The sequence below is a fragment of the Paenibacillus cisolokensis genome (assembly GCF_050481165.1).
Lineage (GTDB): Bacteria > Bacillota > Bacilli > Paenibacillales > Paenibacillaceae > Paenibacillus_AH > Paenibacillus_AH cisolokensis.
The window spans coordinates 1-4,366 of sequence record NZ_JBCNFP010000133.1; the positions used below are offsets into that span (position 1 = coordinate 1).

Below are 4,366 nucleotides of genomic sequence, written 5' to 3' on the forward strand. Positions count from 1 at the left end.
CTTGGCGATCTTGTTCAGGAGTGCGGTCGTCTTCCGGCGCCACTCCGTCGGGTTAAGCGCCAGAATCTCTGCCGTATCGTCAAGTCGCTTTTCCACTGCTGCCAAACGACGCTCTTGTTCAACGGCTTGATTGGCGATGGCGGCGATCATCTCAGCTGTGGTCATGGGTTGAAGCGCATAGCTGCCGGTTCGCCTTATCGAAGGAAGGACTTCGCTGGTCACCCACCGTTTGAACTGTCTTGCCTTCTCTTGAATTTCCGGGTTGTTGCCTTGTTTGGCCGCGCCGAAGATCAAGCTGTAGATGCCGGATTCGTTGATGAACTTCTTTTGTTGCGTTCTGCCGAGTGAGTCGATGACTGTATGGACCGTACAGTCATCATTTTCAACGTGATGATCTACGGCCTTATGGGGATTGGAGAATCCAAGCGCTTTAGCTGCTTCCGTTGCTCCAAACCACTCAGCACCGTCAATCACAATTACCGGAAGATTACCGAATGACTGATGGTTGAAAATCTGCGGTTTATTCATGTTCACCACCCTCCCTTATTTCATTCTCTTGAAACAATTCGGATAGTTTGATTCCCAGACCTGATGCTACTTTTTCAACCACATCCAGTGAAGGACTGTGCTTACCCTCCTCGATTGCGGACATATACGAAAAAGAGATGCCGCTTTTGATTGCGAGGCGGTAACGTGTCAGGCCCTTTTCTTCTCGAAGCTTCGTGATCCGAGAGCCAATACTTACCATGATTTCACCTCCCGAAGAAATAATATTACAATCTATTGTAATTTCAAAATATTGAAATGTCTTAATTCCGCAATAAAAACATGTGTTCTCTTTTATTTTCTCCGTTTATCTTGACTATTCTTATATTTTGAAATATTATTTCTGTATGCCGTAATATCTGGAGGGAGATTAGATGGATCTCATTTCGAACATTAAAGAGCAAATGAACCTCAAAGGGATGACACAATATAAACTGGCAAAAAATTCTGGAGTGCCTCACTCAACAATGAGTGCGCTGCTAAAAGGGGGAATTAAAAATCCATCAGTTGAACTTATCTCGAAAATCGCAGATGCTTTAGAAGTGTCTGTTTCAACGTTACTCGGGGAAGGTGATGAGGGAACTACTGAAACTGATATTAACAACAAGCTTTTTTCCGCCCTCAAACTGCTTGTTGATGATGAGGGCTTTTTTTATGAAGAATTTCATGAGGACATATTCAGGGCTGTGATTTCAAGTATAAATTATGCATATTTATCACAGCACACTTCAAATATCAATAAAACAATCACGCGATTTGCTGAATTTTTCCGATCTGATGAGGAATATTTAGAAAGTGAATTATACGAATTGAAGAACGAATTTAATAAGCTTTTTAATTATAAATCCTTAAAAGACGCCATTTTAAGCACAGTAGAAGTGCATCGAAAAGAAGAACTATTATTAAAATTGAGTGAAATACTTTATAAACATAAAATCACACTCCCTTCACATGACGAAATGAAGGAGTGTGATCAAAACAAACCTATTGAACTTGAAGACTTGATCAACGGAGATCTAACTTTTAGAGGACGAGTATTAACAGATGAAGAAAAAGAAAGATTTCTTAAATTGGCTCGTGCGTTTTTTGAGTAAGTAAACTCATTAAGTAGTCTTCCAAAACTTGGGTATCTTTTCCTTCGGCCTTCAATTGTTCTAGTAATTTGTCTAAATCGATATCGCTTTTTATGACCCCTCACTCCTTGCAGAGATACTTTGAGTAGGAAGATAAATACAGTATAGCAAATATACGAACATCATACGAACACTAATTATCGACATATCTCGACAGATTGGAGGAAAGGGACTAATTGGCATACTCCCGCGGGAGGTGCCTGCTACAGTATTGGCTCGACTATAGAGGGATATCTCAAGCCGAATTTGCTCGGCGCTCAGGCTATTCAAAGCGCATCGTGTCGCATTGGTGCAACGACGAACGGAAGATGAGCGTCGAAGCGATGTACACTGCTGCAGTGATTTTAGGTATAAAAATGGAGCAGCTGTACATGTGGCAAATAACTGTCGAATGAGCAGGCGCGGTTGCGGTTTGTCCGCACTCCCCCGGACATTTTGGGAACGTATAGGTTCTCAAAATGCGCGCAATTATGCGTAGTCGTCCCCCGCCTTCCTTTTCATAACCTGCTTTTCCTCCAGCGCATCAAGCTGAGCGCAGACCTCATGCAACCACTCCATGTCCCCCGCTTGATACGCAGCAAGCGACAAATTTTGCAGTGTCACGACGTCCCAACAATACTTTGCATTCGCAGCAAGGCAATGCGCCATTTCCATCGTTTCGGCGTCGGTGAGCTGCCGACGCCTATGCAACGTCCACAGCTCCGCCAAACGATAGTGGTACGGCATTAAAGCCATAAAAGCCACCACACGACCGCCAGAATTGCCCCTGCAGCCACGACAAGCCATCCGGCATAGGTATGACTACCCCCCGATTCAAAAGGCTCCTGAGAGACTTCCACGGCCTTGATACGATTATCGACGGTGTACCGGAAACGGTAGACCGTTTTTTTGCTCTGATCTTCCACCTGCACCATCCCCTTTTCGGTTTGATAGTACAGTATATGCACGGTTAACTTGTATAATGCACGTCCATCTTGGATTTATTCCACCCAAATATCCTCGACACTCCATCGCTTATCCATGCCAAGCTCTGCCGCTTTGGCGTTGAAAAAATCTCGAATATCATAAGCCAAACGCAAGTTCGGCAAACTCTGATTGCGGGCCAGACTTGTGATCGTGTTGCGGCTGACGCCAAGTGCATCGGCGAGAACTTGCTGTGACACATCTAATTGAGCCAGTATGGATTTAATTTGGCAGACCATCCTAATCACCTCGCCCATTACTTCGGCGGGCTTACTTGTCGATTCCTTCGGGAAATTTCAGAGGTTTTGACGTTTTCCACATATCGCCATTTTGGAACGTTTGTTGTATGATGGTACAAAAGGTCCAGGAGGGGTCATATGCTTATTCTTGGAATCATTGGCGGCGTTTTTGGTATTGTGATGAGCATTTTTGTCATTATAGGGGGGATCATCAATTTACTGGCTGATGAAGGTGTTTTTTTAGTCGTTGCTGGACTTGTAACTTTATCCGCTAGTATAACAGGTATTGTAGCTGGCGTCATTTCGGCGAAAAAGCAAGATTTAGCCTCAATTCTGTTTATAATCGCCGCAGTCGTCGGTTCTATATTTGTAAGACCCTTCCCTTTCGTAGGCATTCTTTTCCTTATCGCCGGTGTCATGGGATTAGTAAAGCGTCCATCGGGCACAACGTCCAAAAATACATAAAGCTCGTTCAAGGCCGAATTCGCGGCTCGTACGCGATATGTATATGTACCGGAAATTATTTTTGAATTTCCAATAGCCCCGCTACCAAAAAGAGCAGGTCGGCATTATGCCTCCTGCTCTTCGCCTTTTTTTTGGTTGATAGGCGGGATCTGCTCAAGTATACGGGCAACGTTGATCGCCTCACTATAAATGATCGGCTTTCCGGACTCGACAGCGTACGCCCGGGCGTCCCACATCGCCGCGTGCGAAATAAAACGCGTCAACACGATGATAAAATCAGCCGCTGCGAGCGTCGCATAATAATCCGGGTCAAATTTGCGCCCGTCGTGCCGAAGTACCCGGCAAGGATACCCGTCTAACTCAGCATGACCAGCGCGGTAGCCACCGATCAGCGCAACGGTCATACCAGCCAAATGCGATAAATCTGACTCAACGTCCGGCTGCGCTTCCTCAGCGACGATGTCCTCCGGTTCTTGTTCTGGTGTTTCTTCCTCCGGAAGCATGGCGCGGAGACGCCGGACTTCGGCCAGCAGATCGGCGATAAACGCCTTCTGTTCTCGGAGCCGCCGCTTGTCTTCCGGCTCCTTTGTAGCCTCTATCCTACTCTCCTCCAGCCTCCGAATCGTCGCGTAGGCGTCTGCCAGTTTGCGCTGCGACTCAGCAACCTCCGCCTTTAGCCGCTCGTTGGCCCGATAAATCTCCGACGTGCGCTTTTTGGCGGCATCGAGTTGTTCGGTCAATCGGGCAATGTGACGCAACAAAAAAGCGTTGTCTCCTTTGTCCCGCCGAAAAAGTTTGCCCATGGCCTGCGCCCGGAGCGGCTCGTGCGCCTCCGCGATCGGAAAGTGCAGGATTGCAAATTGCGTCCTCCTAAGACCGTAACGCTTTGCGAGTAAGTCCGCGACCCAACCCATTGCACCGATGTATAGCAGCTCTTCGCGGACAAAGTAATCGTTCGCCGCCCGCCAGAATGCCGCCTTGTCCTTAACGTGTATTAAGGCGTCTCGGCGTGCCTGCTGA

The 4,366-nt window shown here is 46.8% G+C and carries 9 protein-coding genes; 3 read left to right on the forward strand and 6 right to left on the reverse strand.

Going from position 1 to position 4,366, the window contains the following annotated elements; all coding sequences use genetic code 11:
* Window positions 1-528 (reverse strand): BRO-N domain-containing protein (locus tag ABEV74_RS19535; RefSeq protein ID WP_430148692.1); only part of this gene is annotated, 528 nt, incomplete at its 3' end.
* Entirely contained in the window at window positions 521-748 is a 228-nt protein-coding gene (locus tag ABEV74_RS19540) for a helix-turn-helix domain-containing protein (RefSeq protein ID WP_430148695.1), read from the reverse strand. The genes ABEV74_RS19540 and ABEV74_RS19535, both read right to left, overlap by 8 nt.
* 172 nt (window positions 749-920) lie before the next feature.
* Between ABEV74_RS19540 and ABEV74_RS19545 the strand changes: the two genes are divergently transcribed.
* Together ABEV74_RS19545 and ABEV74_RS19550 are read left to right on the forward strand one after the other, a co-directional pair.
* On the forward strand, window positions 921-1,640 hold the full coding sequence (locus ABEV74_RS19545; RefSeq protein ID WP_430148698.1) for a helix-turn-helix domain-containing protein: 720 nt from the start codon (window positions 921-923) through the stop codon (window positions 1,638-1,640).
* Between the two features lie 215 nt (window positions 1,641-1,855).
* Window positions 1,856-2,074 carry a helix-turn-helix domain-containing protein gene (locus tag ABEV74_RS19550; RefSeq protein WP_430148701.1) on the forward strand — a complete coding sequence of 73 codons (219 nt, stop codon included), beginning with the start codon at window positions 1,856-1,858 and terminating at the stop codon, window positions 2,072-2,074.
* A gap of 73 nt (window positions 2,075-2,147) precedes the next feature.
* On the opposite strand, the gene ABEV74_RS19555 is transcribed toward ABEV74_RS19550, so the two are convergent.
* From ABEV74_RS19555 to ABEV74_RS19565, 3 genes are all read right to left on the reverse strand, one after another.
* A complete protein-coding gene (locus ABEV74_RS19555) occupies window positions 2,148-2,414 on the reverse strand; it encodes a DUF7667 family protein (protein WP_430148715.1) in 267 nt (88 codons plus the stop codon).
* Window positions 2,405-2,584, reverse strand: a complete 180-nt coding sequence (locus tag ABEV74_RS19560; RefSeq protein ID WP_430148704.1) for a hypothetical protein — start codon at window positions 2,582-2,584, stop codon at window positions 2,405-2,407. Before ABEV74_RS19560 ends, ABEV74_RS19555 begins: the two co-directional genes overlap by 10 nt.
* Window positions 2,585-2,659: 75 nt before the next feature.
* Window positions 2,660-2,881 carry a helix-turn-helix transcriptional regulator gene (locus tag ABEV74_RS19565; protein WP_430148706.1) on the reverse strand — a complete coding sequence of 74 codons (222 nt, stop codon included), beginning with the start codon at window positions 2,879-2,881 and terminating at the stop codon, window positions 2,660-2,662.
* Between the two features lie 138 nt (window positions 2,882-3,019).
* On the opposite strand from ABEV74_RS19565, the gene ABEV74_RS19570 reads away from it, so the two are divergent.
* Complete coding sequence (locus ABEV74_RS19570) at window positions 3,020-3,346, forward strand: hypothetical protein (protein ID WP_430148709.1); 327 nt, start codon at window positions 3,020-3,022, stop codon at window positions 3,344-3,346.
* Window positions 3,347-3,450: 104 nt separating this feature from the next.
* Here ABEV74_RS19570 and ABEV74_RS19575 read toward each other — a convergent pair.
* Window positions 3,451-4,366 (reverse strand): DUF2325 domain-containing protein (locus ABEV74_RS19575; protein WP_430148712.1); only part of this gene is annotated, 916 nt, incomplete at its 5' end.

Bases quoted from the DNA above. Each gene is read 5' to 3' on its own strand.
- ABEV74_RS19545 (WP_430148698.1), top strand. From the start codon at position 921: ATGGATCTCATTTCGAACATTAAAGAGCAAATGAACCTCAAAGGGATG.
- ABEV74_RS19570 (WP_430148709.1), top strand. From the start codon at position 3,020: ATGCTTATTCTTGGAATCATTGGCGGCGTTTTTGGTATTGTGATGAGC.
- ABEV74_RS19540 (WP_430148695.1), bottom strand. From the start codon at position 748: ATGGTAAGTATTGGCTCTCGGATCACGAAGCTTCGAGAAGAAAAGGGC.
- ABEV74_RS19565 (WP_430148706.1), bottom strand. From the start codon at position 2,881: ATGGTCTGCCAAATTAAATCCATACTGGCTCAATTAGATGTGTCACAG.
- ABEV74_RS19555 (WP_430148715.1), bottom strand. From the start codon at position 2,414: ATGGCTTTAATGCCGTACCACTATCGTTTGGCGGAGCTGTGGACGTTG.